This is a genomic window from Janthinobacterium sp. Mn2066, assembly GCF_049319705.1.
In the GTDB taxonomy this organism is placed as follows: domain Bacteria; phylum Pseudomonadota; class Gammaproteobacteria; order Burkholderiales; family Burkholderiaceae_D; genus Janthinobacterium.
On the sequence record NZ_JBMOUF010000002.1, the window covers coordinates 334,442 to 350,991 of the forward strand.

13 protein-coding genes and 1 pseudogene are annotated in these 16,550 nt (G+C 55.3%); 10 read left to right on the plus strand and 4 right to left on the minus strand.

All coding sequences use genetic code 11. The features are described from left to right. Positions 1-168: 168 nt before the first annotated feature. The gene (locus ACL9RI_RS04795) at positions 169-804 is read right to left on the minus strand and encodes a hypothetical protein (RefSeq protein WP_422725436.1); all 636 of its coding nucleotides are present in this window, start codon (positions 802-804) and stop codon (positions 169-171) included. 568 nt (positions 805-1,372) lie between these two features. On the opposite strand from ACL9RI_RS04795, the pseudogene ACL9RI_RS04800 reads away from it, so the two are divergent. The 7 genes and pseudogenes from ACL9RI_RS04800 to ACL9RI_RS04830 all read left to right on the plus strand — a co-directional run bounded on the left by ACL9RI_RS04800 (position 1,373) and on the right by ACL9RI_RS04830 (position 11,506). Further along, positions 1,373-2,199, plus strand: a pseudogene (locus tag ACL9RI_RS04800) (IS5 family transposase). Positions 2,200-2,321: 122 nt separating this feature from the next. Further along, entirely contained in the window at positions 2,322-3,893 is a 1,572-nt protein-coding gene (locus ACL9RI_RS04805) for an AAA family ATPase (RefSeq protein ID WP_422725437.1), read from the plus strand. Beyond that, on the plus strand, positions 3,890-4,756 hold the full coding sequence (locus tag ACL9RI_RS04810) for an HNH endonuclease (protein WP_422725438.1): 867 nt from the start codon (positions 3,890-3,892) through the stop codon (positions 4,754-4,756). Before ACL9RI_RS04805 ends, ACL9RI_RS04810 begins: the two co-directional genes overlap by 4 nt. Before the next feature lie 408 nt (positions 4,757-5,164). Then, positions 5,165-7,588, plus strand: a complete 2,424-nt coding sequence (locus ACL9RI_RS04815) for a DNA internalization-related competence protein ComEC/Rec2 (protein WP_422725439.1) — start codon at positions 5,165-5,167, stop codon at positions 7,586-7,588. A gap of 25 nt (positions 7,589-7,613) precedes the next feature. Further along, entirely contained in the window at positions 7,614-8,012 is a 399-nt protein-coding gene (locus ACL9RI_RS04820) for a DUF2946 domain-containing protein (RefSeq protein WP_422725440.1), read from the plus strand. Between the two features lie 111 nt (positions 8,013-8,123). Next, positions 8,124-10,211 carry a TonB-dependent receptor gene (locus ACL9RI_RS04825; RefSeq protein ID WP_422725441.1) on the plus strand — a complete coding sequence of 696 codons (2,088 nt, stop codon included), beginning with the start codon at positions 8,124-8,126 and terminating at the stop codon, positions 10,209-10,211. A gap of 191 nt (positions 10,212-10,402) precedes the next feature. Next, positions 10,403-11,506 (plus strand): alpha/beta hydrolase family esterase, encoded by a 1,104-nt coding sequence (locus ACL9RI_RS04830; RefSeq protein WP_422725442.1) that lies wholly within the window; start codon positions 10,403-10,405, stop codon positions 11,504-11,506. Between the two features lie 43 nt (positions 11,507-11,549). On the opposite strand, the gene ACL9RI_RS04835 is transcribed toward ACL9RI_RS04830, so the two are convergent. From ACL9RI_RS04835 to ACL9RI_RS04845, 3 genes are all read right to left on the minus strand, one after another. Next, on the minus strand, positions 11,550-12,236 hold the full coding sequence (locus ACL9RI_RS04835) for an epimerase (RefSeq protein ID WP_422725443.1): 687 nt from the start codon (positions 12,234-12,236) through the stop codon (positions 11,550-11,552). A gap of 182 nt (positions 12,237-12,418) precedes the next feature. Continuing rightward, entirely contained in the window at positions 12,419-12,991 is a 573-nt protein-coding gene (locus tag ACL9RI_RS04840; RefSeq protein ID WP_422725444.1) for a TetR/AcrR family transcriptional regulator, read from the minus strand. A 78-nt stretch (positions 12,992-13,069) separates the two neighbouring features. After that, positions 13,070-13,990, minus strand: coding sequence for a LysR substrate-binding domain-containing protein (locus ACL9RI_RS04845; protein ID WP_422725445.1), 921 nt, complete (start codon positions 13,988-13,990; stop codon positions 13,070-13,072). Between the two features lie 174 nt (positions 13,991-14,164). Here ACL9RI_RS04845 and ACL9RI_RS04850 point away from each other — a divergent pair, with 174 nt between their 5' ends. The 3 genes from ACL9RI_RS04850 to ACL9RI_RS04860 all read left to right on the plus strand — a co-directional run bounded on the left by ACL9RI_RS04850 (position 14,165) and on the right by ACL9RI_RS04860 (position 16,487). Next, complete coding sequence (locus tag ACL9RI_RS04850; protein ID WP_422725446.1) at positions 14,165-14,926, plus strand: sulfite exporter TauE/SafE family protein; 762 nt, start codon at positions 14,165-14,167, stop codon at positions 14,924-14,926. 16 nt (positions 14,927-14,942) lie between these two features. Continuing rightward, positions 14,943-15,614 (plus strand): HAD family hydrolase, encoded by a 672-nt coding sequence (locus ACL9RI_RS04855; protein WP_422725447.1) that lies wholly within the window; start codon positions 14,943-14,945, stop codon positions 15,612-15,614. A 72-nt stretch (positions 15,615-15,686) separates the two neighbouring features. Continuing rightward, the gene (locus tag ACL9RI_RS04860) at positions 15,687-16,487 is read left to right on the plus strand and encodes an alpha/beta fold hydrolase (protein WP_422725448.1); all 801 of its coding nucleotides are present in this window, start codon (positions 15,687-15,689) and stop codon (positions 16,485-16,487) included. Positions 16,488-16,550: the final 63 nt, after the last annotated feature.

Here is a 16,550-nt window from a genome sequence, read left to right on the forward strand (position 1 = left end):
GTTTGTTCCATTCAGACACGATCTCAGCTTTTATTAATATTAGAGCTCGTGTCTGAACGGCAGAACTGACCCTCGTTCCTGCTCGTTCCTGGACTCGTTCCTCTCGTTCCTTGTGTGACTCGTTGGTCGACCGTTTAGTGTGTCAAATTCGTTATGAAAGCGAATTGATCAGCACTTCCTTAACACTTCAATGCCGACGATGTCCAATGATGCTGAGAAAACCTGCAACGCTGCGGCCTTTACGCAGATTTTATTGTATCCAGCAAGTAATTCTTCGTTGTTAATAAAAAGCTTCGCATTTATGGATTGGGCAATTTCATCCTGAATTTCAGCGCTATAATTTTCTAAATTTCTATTTTCAGAGAAAAGCTTTTTCAAAACAATTTTATTAAATGTGTGTTGCAATAAAATAACGCAATTTTTTGATACGTTAATATATGTTGCAATTCCAAATTCTGGTAAGTCCATGATAACGCCGGTGTCTGAAAGTAATGCGCAATTTTTGTCTGATGAGAGGATAAAAATTAAATTACTGCACTCATTGGCCTTAAAGAATTCTTCAACCATTCCTTGAAGTGAGCTGGGTTCATCTTTTTCAGAATACAAAAAAAGTAAGAGAAGTCTAACCCACTTCTTGTATTCGTCAGCTGATACGTGAAAAGTATCGCAAATATATTTTTCTTCAGCCTCATTTTTTTCTGCGAGTGCCATATAAAGGGAGATGGCGTTTTCTTTGTTAATAGTGAAATCGGTAAATATATCAAATATTTTTAGAACTTCTCTAATTTTGTACGGATTTCTCAACCAATTTAGTAATTTGTAAGTATAAATTTGCTTTATGGCTTCGAAAAATATGGAAAAATCGCATTCTTCAATATTTTTAAGATTAATGCCATCCGAAGTGTACTCTACCTTACCTCTTGCGGTTGCAATCCACTCTAGTAGGGTAGATACCTGATTAGGATGATTAGCTTCATATTTTTTGAATAAATATTCAAAATTTAGACGGTCTGTTTCGTTTATGCGTGCAAGCGTGAATAGATCAGAGAACGCTAAATTTTTGTGTATTTTATTTTTTTATTTAATCGAATTTTCCCATAGTCTCTATTGATAATGTCAAAGCTATAAATCTCGGCTTTTGGTGATTGGGCATCCTCAGAGCAAGAATTGAGACGCTGTTCGGCTTGTGATACAAAGTGTTGGTTATAAGTGTTGTTTGTATAGTCTTTTAGGCTCATGTTTCTTATCGGAAGATGGTTCGTTGGCTCAATACTATCAATTTAGGAGATTAGCATAAGGCCTAAGTAACGGTTTAAAAACTTCATAGTAACTTTCGGGTCCAATCATTTGTGATGTTTTGGAGCGATTGACGATGTGGACGCAAGAGAGTCGAAGCCGGCACCAGTAGGTAAGAACCGCCCTCAAACGTGGCTACCCCACGGATGTAAAAGATGACGAGTGGCGCCTGATCGCGCCGCTGTTGCCAAGGCAGGCGAAGACGGGAAGACCTCGCAAGACGGATTTGCGTGCAGTGATCAACGCGCTGCGTTAAATGGTGCGCTCCGGGTGCGAGTCGCGCATGTTGCCCAATGATTTCCCTTTTTATCAGACCGTCTATTACTGGTTCTGACGACTGATGCGGCGCATGCTGTTTCGTACCATCCATGACTTGGCGCTGATGCTTGATCGCTTGTGCAATGAACGGGAGGTGCTTCCAAGTGCCGGCATTGTCGATAGCCAGAGCGTGAAAGCGCCAGGCGCACGAACGCGAGGTTATGACGTCAACAAGAAACTCAGCGGTCGTAAACGCCATATTGCTGTCGATACGGATGGTCGCTTGCTGGCGGTGAACCTGACGCCAGCCGATATCGCCGACTTCACTGGTGCCCAGATGGTGCTCGACGGCTTGATCAAACGTTGGCCTTGGGTAAAGTATCTGTTTGGGGATGCGACATACCACCGCAGACAGTTGATGGACAAGGCCGCGTTTTTCGACTTTACAGTGGAGTAGTGCGGCGTCTGCAGGGGCAGCAAGGTTTCGCTGTTCAGCCAAGACGCTGGGTGGTCGAGCGAACCTTTGCATGGCGGATGCGTTACCGGCGCTTGGTGCGTGACTATGAGCAGCGCATTGATGTGTCGGAAAACATGATTTACTTGGCCATGGGAGCGTTACTGCTGCATCGACTAAATTTCCGCTAAGTTATTAAACCGTCTCTTAGTTGAAAATTACTCTTCAAGTCAGTTAAAACAATCCCATACTATGCAAGATGGCAATATATATGTAGCATAGGGAATGCTAATCTAACAAATCCTAAGCGAACATGAAATTTAAATTAATCTCTCGTGGCCAAGCATCTTCCCAAGATACCGATACCGTTCTTTTAGAGATCGATCATTGGAACGATTACTCTTTCGTGACAATGTTTCGGCTAATCTATATTGACTCAACAGGTCAGAAATTTGATATCGGCGCTATTAAGATAGGATTCAAGGGGCAGACGGTCGATGTGTTCACCTATTCGACTCTTGACTTGGAATTTTCAAATCTAACCGAGAATTATTTTTCACTGGGTCAGGATGTTAAATTCTACAGGCGCCTCGGCGCATTGCCAGGTGGCGTAGGACATGAAATCCTTACAGCCTTAAGAGATTTGGTATTGTACCCAAGTGTTATCAAAGAGATCGAAGGAGAGAATGTGCTTCGCACTTCACTCCTTCGAGATATATCACTTGGCCTCATTCAAGGCCAGTACGCACGTGCTTTTGCAGGCTCTGCTGAGCGAACTGATTTTAACTTCAGGTTTACAAGACCGGAGTCAGAGCATCTTGGGAAAATTTCTGTTGATTTTTCCGTTGTCGTAGATTCAACGCCTAGTACTAACATTCATGCAATTATCGGCAGGAACGGCGTAGGCAAGACTACGTTGCTTAATGGGATGATTGACGCCATTACAATCCGTTCTACGGAGTCGAAATTCTACAATCTTAAAGCGTTTGCAGAAACCGAGATTGGAACGAGCTACTTTAGCAGTCTTGTTTCTGTTTCATTTAGTGCATTCGATCCCTTTAATCCACCCAAAGATCAACCGGACCCTTCAAAGGGTACGTGTTATTTCTACATTGGTCTAAAAGATTCAGCTAAGCCGGATCATCATCGCACCATCGCAGATCTTCGAGCTGATTGCGTAAAGTCGCTTATTGAATGTTTCAGAAACGATGGAAAAACAACTCGATGGCTTCACGCAATTGAAAAATTGGGCTCAGACGAGCATTTTGCCGCAATGAATCTTGCTCAACTTCGCGAAGTTTATCTGGATGTTAGAAGCCGACTACAGGACCTGCAATCTGATTCGACTACAGTGCGTGAAGTATATGCTGCTGAAGTGGATAAGTACCTATCGCGTATGAGTTCTGGGCATGCCATCGTGCTATTGACAATAACGCGCTTGGTCGAAACGGTGCAGGAAAAATCGCTAGTATTGCTGGACGAACCGGAAAGCCATCTGCATCCACCGCTACTCTCTGCATTCGTACGTGCCCTATCTGATTTACTGCTCGACCAAAATGGCGTCGCAATCATCGCAACCCATTCCCCGGTTATTCTCCAAGAGGTTCCGCGCTCCTGCGTTTGGAAAACGCACAGGGTTGGTAAAGAGGTGTCATTTAAATCGCCCAAAATTGAGACATTTGCTGAAAATCTCGGGTTGTTAACAAGCGAAGTATTCAGCTTAGAGGTCGCACGCTCAGGATTCCATGAAATGCTCGCGACCGCAGTCAAGGCGGGAGAAAACTTTGAACAGGTAACCATGCGATATAACAATCAACTTGGCATGGAGGGCAGAGCAATTCTGTTGATCATGATTGCGGAGCGTGATGGAGGGCACGCGAAATGATGCGCCTCGAAAATCCCAAAGCTGACTTTGCGACCACGCTCGATACCTGCATTGTTGGAATCACTGGAAATAACGCGTTCTTGCAGAAGATGAAAGATGGTAAGGTGGCCCTATTGCAGGCCGGAACCGATTACGTTGATCATGGGGGCAAAGGCACGCTTTCTTCGATCCAACCGATAAGTACGTATCTCAGTAAAGATCCCATTGTCGTGGGAGCGTTGGCGAAGAGCGAACTGGTGAATCTGTATGAGTATTATTTTCGTAACGAGGAGAAAGCGTCACGCACGCTTTATGATCGACTACTGAGTTCTGCGGATGATGACTGTCCTTTTTGTGGAGGAATCGGCAGACCAAAAAACCTTGACCACTTTTTACCGAAGGCGCATTTTCCGCAATACTCAGTTTTCCCGCAAAATCTCGTGCCATCATGCCGAGACTGTAATATGGATGGGAAAGCAACCGCTTTTGCGACCCGTCCCGAGGATCAGCTCATTCAACCGTATGTTGACAATGATCATTTTTTTAACGAGCAATGGATTTACGCAGAGTGTGTACTTAATGCGGCAAACATGCCTAAGGCCGTGAGATATTTTGTCAAACCGCCTGAGGGTTGGGACGGAATAAGTAAGTTGAGGGTTCAAAAACATTTTGATGACTTCGGTCTCGGGTCCCGCTATGCCATCCAGACCGCCAAGCTGCTGAAGACATCAGTAGATCAGATAGTCAATTCTAGAAATTTGGGATTAGAAAATGAATCCATTCGTAAAGCACTCCTAGAGCCGGGGGTCAACAATGCCCCATTCATAAATCATTGGATGCGCGGCATGTATCAAGCTTTATCCGACTATCTAGAAAGATTATGAGTATAGGCGTGGCCAGCGAATATTCGTTCCCGGCCGCGCCTCTCCGTTCAATAGAGAAGCCGGGGTCAGTTTCTGCCATTCAGACACGACCTCTGTTTTAATTCTTGATTTTTCACCTCAAACTGGCCTGCATATTGATTAATTTACAGGTAACCGGCACGCTGGTAGCGGCGGCGCGTAAGAATACCAGGCTGGTCAACGGCTTTCAGGGCATAGTTAAAAGACAAGAATTGGCATGCATAACAGAGGCCGTCTTTGAATGGCAGAGCGGCACTGGCATCCTTTGATCCCTCAAGCACGATATCCGCCATCATGCTGCGCCCGATCAAAAACGCTGCCTGTCAAGCTGCGCATGGCTGACCTCCGCCGCCCATACTGGTGCATTTCAGCGCGTGACTCTCACCCGCCATGCCCACCTTTATCCTCGGTTTTGCCGCTGGCGCTTACTGGCTGCAGACGCAGGCGGCGCTGCCGGTCCACGCTGGAACCACGCTGGCAGCAGCCTGCCTGGCTTGCCTGTTAGCCGGATACGCACTGCGCCACCAGCATGCATTGCTGCGCACGCTTTCAGGATGCACTGGTGGCGCCATGCTTGGCTTCTTCTGGGCCGCCTGGCTAGCCCAACTTGCGCTAGCTCCCCAGTTGGCCTTGGCCGACGAAGGCCGCGATATTACGGTCACGGGCACCATCGCCAGCCTGCCGTATCGCTTCGAGCAGGGCGTGCGCTTTAATTTTGCGGTGGAGAAGGCGGTAGGGGTGCCAGTGCCGCCGCTGATTGCCTTGTCCTGGTACAAGGGTTTTCGCGACGAGGTGACGAATGTCGTGGGTGATGTGCAGCCGGGGGAACGCTGGCAGTTGACGGTGCGGCTGCAGCGTCCCCACGGCGATGCGAACCCGATGGGCTTTGATTATGAGGTGTGGCTGCTGGAGCAGGGCGTGCGCACCACGGGCTATGTGCGGCCGCAGCCTCGGGCCGATACGCCAAATGTACGCTTGACCGATTTCGTGCCGAGTTTCGCTAACATGGTGGAAGCGTGCCGGGCAGCCGTGCGCACGCGCATCGAGCGCAGCTTGCAGGGCAAGCCCTATGCAGGCGTGATCGTGGCGCTGGTAGTGGGCGATCAGCGGGCGATACCGCAGTCGGACTGGCAAGTGTTTAACCGCACGGGTGTGAGCCATCTGATTTCGATTTCCGGACTGCATATCACCATGATTGCGGGGCTGGTCGCGCTGGGGACGGGTGCTTTGTGGCGGCGCTCGTTTTTTATGGGCTGGCAATTGCCCTTGCTGCTGCCGGCGCAAAAAGTGGCGGCGTTGGCAGGCGCCATCGCTGCCTTGCTGTATGTGCTGCTGGCCGGTTTCGGCGTGCCGGCGCAGCGTACTTTATATATGCTGATGGTGGTCGCCATCGCCTTGTGGACGGGGCGCATTACCAGCGTCATCCACGTGCTGTGCGTCGCGCTGGGTGTGGTGGTGTTGCTGGATCCCTGGGCCGTGCTGTGGCCAGGCTTCTGGCTGTCGTTCGGGGCGGTCGCGACGATTCTGTATGCCAGCGTGGGACGCATACCGGCGCCGGTGGCCCCGGACGCCAGCCGCTGGCAGCGGCTGCGGGCGGAAGTGGCGCTGGGCGCGCATACGCAATATGTGGTGACGGTGGGACTGGTGCCGCTGACGATGCTGTTGTTCTCGCAAGTGTCGCTGGTGTCGCCGATCGCCAATGCGCTGGCGATTCCCCTGGTCAGTCTGGTGGTGGCGCCTTTGTCCTTGTCTGCCAGCCTGCTGCCGGCGCCGCTATCTGGCTGGCTGCTGTTGTTGGCGCATTTTATCGTGCAGCTGTTGGTGCAAGCGTTGGAGTGGCTTAGCATCGGCCCGTTTGCCGTCTGGACCGCGCCCGCGCCGCCGTGGTGGAGTTTTGCCTGGGCCTTGTTCGGCACCTTGTGGTTGCTGGCGCCGCGCGGCTGGCCGCATCGCTGGCTGGGGATGCTGAGCTGGCTGCCCCTGATGACGGCCTTGCCGGCCAGCCCGGCGCCGGGCCAGTTATGGGTCACGGCTTTTGATGTGGGACAAGGCATGGCTTTGCTGGTCGAAACCCATGGCCACCGGCTGCTGTATGACACGGGGCCAGCCTATGGCATGGATTCCGATGGCGCCAGCCGGGTCATCGTGCCGTATCTGCGGGCGCGGGGCATCGCCAGGCTCGATGGCCTGATCATTTCACATAGCGATGCCGACCATGCGGGCGGCGCCGTCTCCTTGCTGGAAAATATCCCCGTAGGCTGGCTGGCCTCGTCCCTGACTACCGGCCACCCGGCAGTCGCGGCGCAGCACAAGCTGGGCAAGCCCTATCTGCATTGCGCGGCCGGCCAAGGCTGGGCATGGGACGGTGTGCGCTTCGAGATGCTGCACCCGCTGGCGGCCAGTCATGAGGATAAATCGCTGAAGCCGAATGCCCGCAGCTGCACCGTGAAAATCACGGCAGGCAAGCATGCGATCTTGCTGGCCGGCGATATCGAAGCGGCGCAGGAAGCGCAATTACGCGAGCGTACAGGAAGCGGGCTGGCAGCTGACGTGTTGCTGGCGCCCCATCATGGCAGCGGCACCTCGTCGACACCCGCTTTTTTGAATGCCGTGCACCCGAGTATGGCGATATTCCAGGTGGGCCACCGCAACCGCTACAAACACCCGAAGGCGCAAGTCTATGCGCGTTATGGGGAAATGGGCATCACGCGGCTGCGCACGGATGAGGCGGGGGCCTTGATCCTGGAGTTTGGGGAGGTGATCACGGTCACCGGTTACCGCGCCAGTCATCCGCGCTATTGGTATGAACAGTAATATTGCTTGCGTTATAATCGCCGCCATGAAAAGGTTTCTGAAACGACAAACGCTGCATATCTGGATCGCCTGTTTTGCGATCCTGCTCAATGCGCTGGCGCCGTCGATGTCGCATGCCATGGCGGCCATGCGCGGAAACACCAGCTTGCTGGATGTGTGTACCTCTAGCGGGTCCAGGCTGATCAAGGTCGATCTGGCCGAGGACCCCGCCAGCCAGGCGCCCGCTGATTCCTTGCTGCACCATCTGGAACATTGCCCGTATTGCGCCAGCCATGCCACGCCGCTGGGCATGCCGCCTGCATCCACCATGCCGTTCGCCGTGCTTGGCGGGCATGAGGTGTTTCCTTCCCTGTTTTACCATTCGCCCGCGCCCCTGTTCACGTGGTCGCTATCCCATCCCCGCGCCCCTCCCAGCGCTACCTGAAACTTACTTGCCCGGCGCGCAGCATTCCTGCACGCCGATGACCATTACTAGCGGCCGCTAGCGCGCACGCATGCGTGCTGCGCTGCTGCATGCCTACTTTTCAGGATAGCGATGTTTTATTCGATGCAATACCGTGCCGTCGCCTGCGCCTTGTGCCTGTTCGCCCATATCTCACCTAGCCAAGCGCAAGAGGATGGCGCATCCACCTTGCCGATGGTGGTGGTTTCCGCCCAGGCGAGCAGGCCGACGGGGAAAAGCCTGCTGGGCTTGTCTTCCGCCGCCATCGACGTGCCGTTTTCATTATCATCCGTTACCGTTTCCACCTTGCAGGATCAGGGCGGCACCACCTTGCTGGACTTGTTGCGCAACGTGCCCGGCGCCCAGGCGGACTTGAGTTTTAATGGCAGCCACGCCCAAGTGTTCGTACTGCGCGGTTTCCTGGCCGATAGTGGCACGGGCGCCAGCCGCATATTGCGCGATGGCGCGCGGCTGTCCAACTATCCTTTCGTGCCAGCCTTTGTCGATAGCGTGCAAGTGTTGCGCGGCCCTGGTGCGGCCGTGGCTACGCGTAGCGAGCCGGGTGGCACCGTGCAACAGCTGAGCAAGCAGCCGCTATTGCGCGACGCGGCCAGCGTCAGTGCCGGTATCGGTCTGTATGGCGCACGTGAAACATCGGCCGACATCAACCGGCTAATCTCCGCAGAGAATGCGCTGGCGGCGCGCCTGATCGTCAGCCATTCCGAAGCGTCTGAGTGGCGCGGTGTGCCGGACCGGCTCGATGGTGCCAAGCTGGTTCTGGCACAAAGCCATGGCGAGCGTTATCACTTGCGGGCCGGTGTCGAGCTGATCAACCAGCGCTATATGCCGGACGTCGGTGTACCCGGTATCGATGGGCGTCCGGCCGCGATTCCCGTTTATCGCCAGCTGGCTGAACCGTGGGACACTTCCAGCACCCGCAGCCGCGTATTCGACTTGCATGCCGACGTGGCGCTGGGCGAGGGCGCGCGCTGGTTCTTGGACGCCACCCATCTGGAGGCGGATTCCACGGTGATACGGCAATCGCTGTTCAACAAGGTGGCCGGTACAGCGGGCACTTTCAATCGCGTGGTGTCGATTGAGCCGGGCACGACGCGGCGTATCGATTCCATTGCCTCTGCACTCAGCGGCAAGCTGCAGAGTGGTGCGCTGACGCATCAATTGTATGCGGGAGTCGAATACTACAGGGAAGTACTGGCCCAGCCGACAGGCTCGGCGCCTGTCAGCAACAGCCCGCCTATCGATATCTTTCATCCCGTGTATGGCAGGGTGAGCAAACCGGCAGGCATCAATACGACCCTGACGCGGGAAAACCTGGAAAGCGCTATCGTCACTGTGCAAGACCAGCTCGACTGGCAGCGCTGGAGTGTCGTGGCTGGCGCGCAATTCATGCGGCAGCGCTTCTTTTACGGCACGACCGGCAGCCCGGTCAACGAGCAACGCTGGTCGCCCAAGCTGGCGCTGCTCGGACACTGGTCGGCGGCACAAACGGCGTATGCCAGCGTCAGTACGGGCACTTCGCCGAATCAGGCGGCCTCGGCAACTAGCCAGTCGCTGCCTTCGCGCACTTCCAGGCAATACGAGCTGGGCTGGAAATCGGCCTGGCTGGGCGGGCGCTTGCGCAGCGATGCCGCGCTGTTCTGGCTGCAACAAAACCATATGCTGGCCGACGACCCCAGTACAGTGAATCCCTACGACAAGAAGGTCACGGGGCAAGCCCGTTCGAAAGGGCTGGAATGGTCACTGGACGGGCGATTGACACGCAAGCTGTCGCTGGTGGGCGCGTATGCTTATACCAATGCACGTTTCCTGAACGGCTCTGAATTTCAGGGCAAGTTCATGCCTAATGTAGCGGCGCATACGCTCAGCCTGTTTGCGCATTACGACTGGGATGGTGTCTGGCGCAGCGGCCTGGGTGCTTACGCACAAGGGCGCCGCTACGCCGACGAGGCCAACACTACCATCTTGCCCGGCTATGCGCGCCTGGACGCCACGCAGTCGTATCTCCGTACCCTGGGCAATGGCCAGTCATTCGAGCTGCAACTGTCGCTGCGCAACCTGCTGGACAAACACTATTACGCCGCCAGTCATCTGCACGTGACGCGCAATATTTTGCCCGGAGAAACGCGTACCGTCATGTTGAGCGGCACGTATCATTTTTAAGGTAAGCAGGTGGGTATGGCAATGGTTGTGATACGCATGCTTGTGCCCAAGAGGCATCTTGCATGCTAGCAGCTGAGGCGGCCAGTGAACGGGAGAAGGGTCTTGCTGTGGCGAGTCATATTGGTATCAGCGATAGATGAAAAATTTATCTAGTGTATTTGATAATTGTATTGTTGCCTCCTGGAAAACTCTTGCATGATAAAATTTTCTTTTTGAAAACATTATTGCGGCATACAGCTCGCCCCTCAAGCCTGTGGCACCTTGGCCCGCCAATCAAAATTAAAGAGTCCCAGATGCCGCTGTATGCCCGCCTCAAGTCCGCGTTAATAGCCACCTTGTATGGCGCCAGCGATAGCGCTGCGCCAGCTGCAACTGCCGTGCCTGTGACACTGATGCGGCCGGAAGGGGCGCGTCATTATTTACTGGCGGCACCCGACCGGGTGTCATGCGGCAAACGGCCGCTGGTGATCGTGCTGCATGGCGCTGGGGCGTCGGCCAGGCAGGTAATGGGTATGGCGTTTCCGCCTTCGCCATTGTCGATGTGGCTGCGGATTGCTGAACGTGAACAAATCGTGGTGGCTGCGCCCGATGCTGGCAAGGGCGGCTGGAGCGATTGTTTTGCCAGCGCTGCGCGCGTGGCGAACAAGGATGATGTTGCGTTTGTCAGTGCCATCATGAATCAGGCCATCGCTGAAAACGATGTTGATCCTGAGCGTATTTACATCATAGGCGTGTCGCGCGGTGCGCATATGGCGTACCGTTTGGCGCTGGAAATCCCGCACAGGCTGGCGGCGTTTACGGCCATACTGGCTGGCATGCCGCCTGCAGGCCCGGCTGCAGCGCCCAAGGTGGCGCTGTCGGCGCTGATCGTAGGTTGTACAGCTGACCCCTTGATCCCTTATCACGGCGGGAAATACTGGTACACCCTGGGTTTCATGGCGGCAGTGCGCTCGATAGAGGATAGTGCTCACACCTGGCGCCAGCTGGCCGGTTTGCCCGATACACCCCAGGTTGCGGCTATCGCGCGCCGTCAGCCACAAAACAAGACGTTTGCGAGCAGTTATTTCTGGGGCGATGCGCCAGACCAGTTGCAAGTGGGCTTGCTAAAGATAGAGAACGCGGGTCATGCTGAACCGAGTATCACGCAGCGCTACCCCTATCTGATCAATCGAATGGTCGGCCGGCAAAATAACGATCTTGAGATTGCCGAGCTGGCGTGGACATTTTTCAAGGATAAACGTGCTGGCCTGGAAGTGGCACAAGCCTGCGCAAAAGAATGTCGACGTGCTGGATAAAGATTGCGTATCGCGTCACATCGACAACATCAGCTTATTAAACTCACTTCGGGTGCAAGCGCTTGGCCTGTGCGTAAATATCCGCTGGATCGAGCACTTTCACCGTCGTGCCGAATCGGCTAATGTTCAACATCGCCTGGCCCATGATTTCAGTGCTTAGCACCTTGGACGGGAAGAAGTGCCTTGCAATCGTGAGGACAGGGCCCAGCAAGTTGTAGAAGTAGCGGTAGGACGTAGTTTTCGATTGTGCGCCATGCAGTGGCTGGATGATGGCTGGACGGAAGATGTGTACTTGTTTAAATGGAAGTTTAAGTAAGGCATTTTCAGTCTTGCCGCGCACCCTGGCCCACATGGTGTTACTACGTTCTGTGCTGTCTGCGCCTGCGCCGGACACATAGATAAAAGTCGCATTCGGGCTATAGTCGCACAGGCGGCTAGCGAACTTGAGCGTGAGTTCGTAAGTGAGCTTGGCATACTGTCCTTCGCTCATCCCCGCAGCAGTGGCGCCCAGGCAAAAGAAGCAGGCGTCGATATCTTCGAGCAGCGCAGCCGGGATGTTTTCAGGATGGTCGGCAAAGTCCGGGAAAGCAGACTGTGTGAGCTTTTCATGCTCCATATTCAAAAGAGAGCGGCCGATCGTGCGCACCGATGTGACTTCCGGTGCGTGGAGGCATTCCCGCAGGGCGCCGCTACCGACCATGCCAGACGCGCCGATAATGATAACTTTCATGCTTGTTTTCCCTTTGGTGAGCTGTGATATTGCCTGGTCTGCATGCCCCGGATATCTTTAAATAAGGAGACCTTTAACTAAGGAGGCCTCGGCGATCTTGCCGTTTTCCAGACCAAAGCAAACCTTAGCCATATGATCCGCAATTATAAGTGAGCAGGCACTCATTATGATGCCAAAAAACGCTAGTCACCACCGATGGCGCGCCAGAAGGCATGGAAACCAGCGGCAATGGCGGCTTCGGGATGGTCAACGCCCCGACACACATAATCCATGGTTGATTCGGACATCACACCCAGCAATCCGGCATAAAACGACACTGGGACTTGCAGCAGCTGATGCGATTCCACAATTTCTTTCAGCAGCCCCATGACAAATGAAAACACATCCGCGCCGGCTGCTTTGCTAGCAACTGTCACCCGCTCGGACAGATTGAGTACATGCATGGCCTGGCGCTTTTCGGGATTGTCGATGCCCCATTGCACCAGGGCGTGCCAGGTGTGAAAGATCCTGTCGCGTTGCGAAGCGCCTAGCGGATAGCCAGGCATCATGGCATCGCGCAGCTCTGTCTTCAAATGCAAATAAAGTTCATTGAAAAGAACGTCTTTACTACGGAAATAAGTAAACAGTGTGCCGTCTGCAATGCCCGCTTGCCTGGCGATCAGCAGGGTCGGCGCTTCCGTACCTTGTTTTGCAATGACATGCGTCGCTGCAGACAGGATAGAGAGACGTTTTTCTTCGCTTTTAGCGCGTGCCATCGTATTGTTTTTAATGAGTGTTTACTCATTGTTGCATGGGCTGCCTATCTGCGCAACTCATCTGTGTATTTCATGTGCTTAGGAAGCTGTCCGCTCATCGGGTATCTCCGAACCTTTCTTGCGCACATATTCAAGGAACAGCCTGGCGCCTTTCGGCAGGCGGGCGCTGCCGTAGACGGCGTGGATGCTGGGGTCCAGTTCTTTCGATGACGTCAAACGGTATGCCTGGCACACCCGTTGCAGGGCGCCGGCCGCCACGGCAGGTTCCGCCAGCCAGCTGGCCAGGCGGGCGATGCCGGCGCCTTCCTGGGCAGCCTGGAAGGTAGCGATGCCGGACGTAAAGCGGAAGCGCGGCTGGACCTGGAAGCGCACATTGCGCGCGCCGGAAACGAAATGCCAGTCGCGCAGGATGCGCGGCGCCGAGTGCACGATGACATCGTGGCTGGCCAGTTCTTCCGGCTCTTGCGGCGCGCCCATGCGGGCGATGTAGTCGGGCGAGGCATACATATAGCGGCGGTAATTCCACAGCGGATAGCCGATCAGCTCGCTGGAACGGGGAAAGGCGCCGCGAATGGCAAAGTCCAGTTTTTCCTGGATCGGGTCGATCGATTTGTCCGAAAAATGGATATCGACCGAGACATTCGGATAGTCGCGTGAAAACTGCGCCAGTACTTTCGGCAGGAATCCCAGCGACAGGATTTCCGGCGCCGAGATGCGTACCCAGCCCTGCGGTGAATTGCTCAGTTCCGCCAGTTGATCTTCCGCTTCGGCCTGGGTTTCCAGCAAATGCTTGGCCGATGCGTAATACGTTTCGCCGGCCGTGGTCAGGGTGAACTGTTTTTGTGTGCGCAGGATCAGCTCGGCGCCGATCGCGTCTTCCAGGAACTGGATGGCGCGCGTGACGGCCGAGGGCGAACGCCCCAGCATGCGGGCCGCGTGGACGAAGCTGCGCTTCTCGACGACGCTGCAAAAGGCGCGGATTTCCCACATCAGTTTCATGGACATGGCAGGGCGGGGCGGATGGAAAACCGCCAGTAGAGCGCACGATACCTGTTTCGTCAAGCGCCACGCCTGATTGCGTTTTCCGCAATACGAAGTTGCATGCATAGCTGCAGCCATAAAATAATCGCGCGCCTATACTTGCGACCTTGCCACTGTTTTTTGGATCGCCGCATGCTGACCATCTCCCTCTTGTGTATGTTTGCCTTCTGTGCCGGCCTGATCGATGCCGCCGTGGGCGGTGGCGGCTTGATACAGTTGCCGGCCCTGTTCAACCTGATGCCGAACATGGCGTCGACATCCTTGCTGGGCACCAACAAGATCGCTTCGGCTTGCGGCACGGCCTTTGCCGCCCGCTCGTTTATCGGCAAGGTGCATATTCCCTGGATGCTGGTGCTGCCAGCCGTGGCTTGCGCCTTCGTCATGTCGTTCATGGGCGCGGCCGCCGTGTCCTACGTGCCGCAGCAAGTGGTGCGGCCGATGGTGCTGGCGTTGATCATCATCATGGCCATCTACACGTTTATCAAGAAGGATTTCGGCGCCACCCGCGAGCCGCGAGCTATCGGCACGCGTGAACGGATCCTGGCCATGGTGATCGGTGGCGCCATCGGCTTTTATGACGGCCTGTTCGGTCCGGGTACGGGCAGCTTCCTGATTTTCCTGTTCATCCGCGTGTTCGGGTTTGACTTCATCCTCGCTTCGGCTTGCTCCAAGCTGGTCAATATCGCCACCAACGTGGCGGCCCTGGCTTTCTTTATTCCTGCCGGCCACGTGGTCTACGCGGTGGCTGCGCCCATGGCGGTGTGCAACATTCTGGGGGCGCTGACGGGCACCTGGATCGCCGTGCGGCGGGGCGCTGCCTTCGTGCGCATCCTGTTTCTGGTGTTGCTGGTGATGTTGATCGTTAAATTGTCTTACGACATATTCTTCAAATAAGCGCCGGAAGCTAGCCATGAAAACCATCCAGGGTGTGCTGTGGGACAACGATGGCGTGCTGGTCAACACCGAACAGCTGTTTTATGAAAGTAACCGCGAATTGCTGTTGCCGTACGGCGTAGACCTGACGCCCAAGCAATTTTTTGACTGGTTCCTGGACAATAACTACGGCGCCTGGCATGTGTTGCTGGGGCAGGGTCACGATATTGCCCTGATTAATCACTTGCGGGTCGAGCGCAAGCGCCTGTTTGGCGAGCGGCTGCGCCAGGCGGGGCAACTGGCCTTGTCCGGTATCCATGGCCTGCTGCAAGCCTTGCGCCCGCATGTGGCGATGGGCGTGGTGACCAGTGCCTACGAGCAGCATTTCCAGATCAGCCATGCGGCGACCGGCTTGCTGCCGTATTTCGATTTCGTGCTGACCCGTGAAAGCTATGCGAACAGCAAGCCGGCGCCCGACGGCTACCTGCTGGGCTTGCAAAAGCTGGGGCTGGACCCGGCCCATTGCGTGGCGGTGGAAGATTCTCCCCGTGGCTTGCGCGCCGCCAACGCGGCCGGCCTGGCATGCATCGTGCTGCGCAACGCAATGAACCGCGATTATGCGTTTGACGACGCGTTTTGCGTCGTCGAGTCGATGGATGAGCTGGGTGTCGTGCTGGCTTCCTTTATTGGCCAGCCGGTCAGTAATTAGAGTCTTCCCTCAGGCTGATGTTGCCGGCACGCCATTACAATGGGCCATCACGTTCACCGATCAGCCCACACGATGACACTGCCTTCACTGCATTTTGCCCACGCCAATAGCTATCCTGCCGGCACTTATCGCAAGCTGTTCGGCTTGCTGGGCGCGCATTACGCTGTGCAGGCGCTCGATATGCATGCCCACGACCCCCGTTACCCCGTCAGCACGGGCTGGCCGGCATTGCAGCAGGAACTGATTGCCGACCTGGAACGCCGCTACAGCAGCCCCGTGATCCTGGTCGGCCATTCGCTGGGCGGTATGCTGAGCTTGATGGCGGCCAAGGCGCGGCCCGACCTGGTGCGCTGCGTGGTCTTGCTCGACTCGCCCGTGGTGTCGGGCTGGCGCGCCTTGCTGCTGCGCCTGGTGCGCCATACGGCCTTGGGCGAACGTTATTCGCCGGCCCGTTTTTCCGCTAAGCGCCGCTATCTGTGGCCCGATGCGCAAGCCACGTACGCGCACTTTGCCGCCAAGGATATGTTCGCCGCCTGGGCGCCGCAGGTGCTGGACGACTATATCGCCAGCGGCCTGGCGCCTCATCCGGACGGCGTGCAACTGCGTTTTACGCGCGAAGTGGAAACCGCCGTCTACCGCAGCTTGCCGCATCATATCGGCAGCCTGGTCCAAGGTGATTTTCCCGTGCCGATCGGCTTTATCGGCGGCACGGAATCGGTGGAAAGCCGGCAGGCGGGCCTGGACGCCACGCGCAAGCTGGTGGGGCCGTTTTTTCGCCAGTTGCCGGGCGGGCATTTGTTTCCCATGGAAACCCCCGAACTGGCGGCGCAAGCCGTGCATGAGATGATCACGGCCCTGTTGGCAGAGCACTAGCAAGGAATTTCAGGGGAAGGGGGCCAAAAACGCCGGCTTTTCGCGTAAAATCCTGCCATTCGG

What these genes read in the sequence shown, in the direction of transcription:
- ACL9RI_RS04855 (WP_422725447.1), top strand. Translation starts at nt 14,943, where the DNA reads ATGAAAACCATCCAGGGTGTGCTGTGGGACAACGATGGCGTGCTGGTC.
- ACL9RI_RS04815 (WP_422725439.1), top strand. Translation starts at nt 5,165, where the DNA reads ATGCCCACCTTTATCCTCGGTTTTGCCGCTGGCGCTTACTGGCTGCAG.
- ACL9RI_RS04840 (WP_422725444.1), bottom strand. Translation starts at nt 12,991, where the DNA reads ATGGCACGCGCTAAAAGCGAAGAAAAACGTCTCTCTATCCTGTCTGCA.
- ACL9RI_RS04850 (WP_422725446.1), top strand. Translation starts at nt 14,165, where the DNA reads ATGCTGACCATCTCCCTCTTGTGTATGTTTGCCTTCTGTGCCGGCCTG.
- ACL9RI_RS04845 (WP_422725445.1), bottom strand. Translation starts at nt 13,990, where the DNA reads ATGAAACTGATGTGGGAAATCCGCGCCTTTTGCAGCGTCGTCGAGAAG.
- ACL9RI_RS04860 (WP_422725448.1), top strand. Translation starts at nt 15,687, where the DNA reads ATGACACTGCCTTCACTGCATTTTGCCCACGCCAATAGCTATCCTGCC.
- ACL9RI_RS04825 (WP_422725441.1), top strand. Translation starts at nt 8,124, where the DNA reads ATGTTTTATTCGATGCAATACCGTGCCGTCGCCTGCGCCTTGTGCCTG.
- ACL9RI_RS04805 (WP_422725437.1), top strand. Translation starts at nt 2,322, where the DNA reads ATGAAATTTAAATTAATCTCTCGTGGCCAAGCATCTTCCCAAGATACC.
- ACL9RI_RS04820 (WP_422725440.1), top strand. Translation starts at nt 7,614, where the DNA reads ATGAAAAGGTTTCTGAAACGACAAACGCTGCATATCTGGATCGCCTGT.
- ACL9RI_RS04835 (WP_422725443.1), bottom strand. Translation starts at nt 12,236, where the DNA reads ATGAAAGTTATCATTATCGGCGCGTCTGGCATGGTCGGTAGCGGCGCC.
- ACL9RI_RS04810 (WP_422725438.1), top strand. Translation starts at nt 3,890, where the DNA reads ATGATGCGCCTCGAAAATCCCAAAGCTGACTTTGCGACCACGCTCGAT.